Annotated in this window: 2 protein-coding genes; one reads left to right on the top strand and one right to left on the bottom strand. The window is 37.7% G+C overall.

The features are described 5' to 3' along the window. Positions 1-438: phosphatase PAP2 family protein (locus tag Aba26S_RS20885; protein ID WP_043975144.1), on the bottom strand; the 438-nt coding region annotated here is incomplete at its 3' end. A gap of 158 nt (positions 439-596) precedes the next feature. Here Aba26S_RS20885 and Aba26S_RS20880 point away from each other — a divergent pair. Next, complete coding sequence (locus tag Aba26S_RS20880) at positions 597-1,358, top strand: membrane protein (protein WP_043975141.1); 762 nt, start codon at positions 597-599, stop codon at positions 1,356-1,358. The last annotated feature ends 109 nt before the right edge of the window (positions 1,359-1,467 follow it).

Below are 1,467 nucleotides of genomic sequence, written 5' to 3'. Positions count from 1 at the left end.
CATCACACCAATATAAACTCTTGACCAGCCCACAATGACGCCCAGTAAAAGTGCCATACTGCCAATTTTTCGGTAGCCTGAGAGCAAGTATGAAAAAGCAATCGTCATGACTGTTAAGGTATGCTGACTTGGAAATGATGAAGATGAACCATGCCCTGTCAAGATATGCCCAATCCCAAGATCAAAAGGACGTGGATGGTAATACACGGCATGAATCAGTTGTGTCACCAATAAAGAAGCCAACACTGTAATCAACGTTTTTATAAACTGCCCTTTATATGCCTTATCCTTAAAAAATAAAGAGACAATTAAAAATATAAATAAAACTGCAATTAAATTATGTGAAGAAAATAATGCAATTTTATCTAAAATAGGGTTTTGTGTTGCAGTAGCGTTTATCCAGTTAAATAAACGAATATCGATAGCTTCAATTGACATCGCCAATCGTTCCATGATGATTTGACGCTAAAATATAAGAAGTCCACCTTAAACTAAAATTAAAGATTCTAAAATTTTGAATAAAATTACAATTTAAGCTTAAGCCTGAATTAATAAAAAAAGGCTAAATTTTACTCACCCTCAAATTGGAGTGAATAATGGATAAAAATACGCTCAGTCAGACATTTAGCAAAGTTCCTGAAGTTACCCTCATCTTCTGGATCATAAAAATTGCAGCAACCACGCTGGGTGAAACAGCGGGTGATGCTTTATCTATGTCGCTTAATTTTGGTTATATCTTAAGCACCTGTATTTTCTCTATTATTTTCATTGGCTTTGTTGCATTGCAAATGAAAGCCAGACAGTACAAACCTTTCTTATATTGGGCAACAATCATTTCCACCACCACACTCGGCACCACCATCGCAGATTTTGTGGATCGCTCTTTAGGAATCGGCTATTTCGGAGGCAGTACACTGCTTCTTATTTTATTACTTGCTTCTCTGGCAGTCTGGTATCAGAGTTGTGGAAATATTGCAGTTAATAGCGTTCAGTCTACAAAAAGTGAAGCTTTTTATTGGATCACCATCATGTTTTCACAAACCTTAGGCACCGCTTTGGGAGACTGGACAGCTGATACGCAAGGACTGGGTTATACCGCCTCAGCATTGATCTTTGGTTCTCTCCTCTTAATGCTAGCTGCATTTTATTACTGGACTCAAATCTCAAGAACCTTACTTTTCTGGTCCGCCTTCGTTCTCACAAGACCTTTAGGTGCTGTCCTAGGAGATTTCCTTGATAAACCACTGGATCATGGGGGCCTTGATTTAAGTCGATTCGGTGCTTCATTCGTGTTATTGGCTTTTATTGTAATGTGTCTCATGTTCTTTAAATCCAAACCAGCCTCAACAGCACATTAAGTATTGTTATGACATGACCACGTTCTTTAAAACATCTAAGAAAAAGGGATAAGCACTTGCGCTGCTTATCCCTTTCATATGTTTGGCTAGTTATAAACTTATTGATGTC

The organism is Acinetobacter sp. NBRC 110496, from assembly GCF_000876115.1.
Lineage (GTDB): Bacteria > Pseudomonadota > Gammaproteobacteria > Pseudomonadales > Moraxellaceae > Acinetobacter.
The sequence above is the reverse complement of the archived record's forward strand: the minus strand, read 5'-3'. Positions and strand labels throughout refer to the sequence as shown.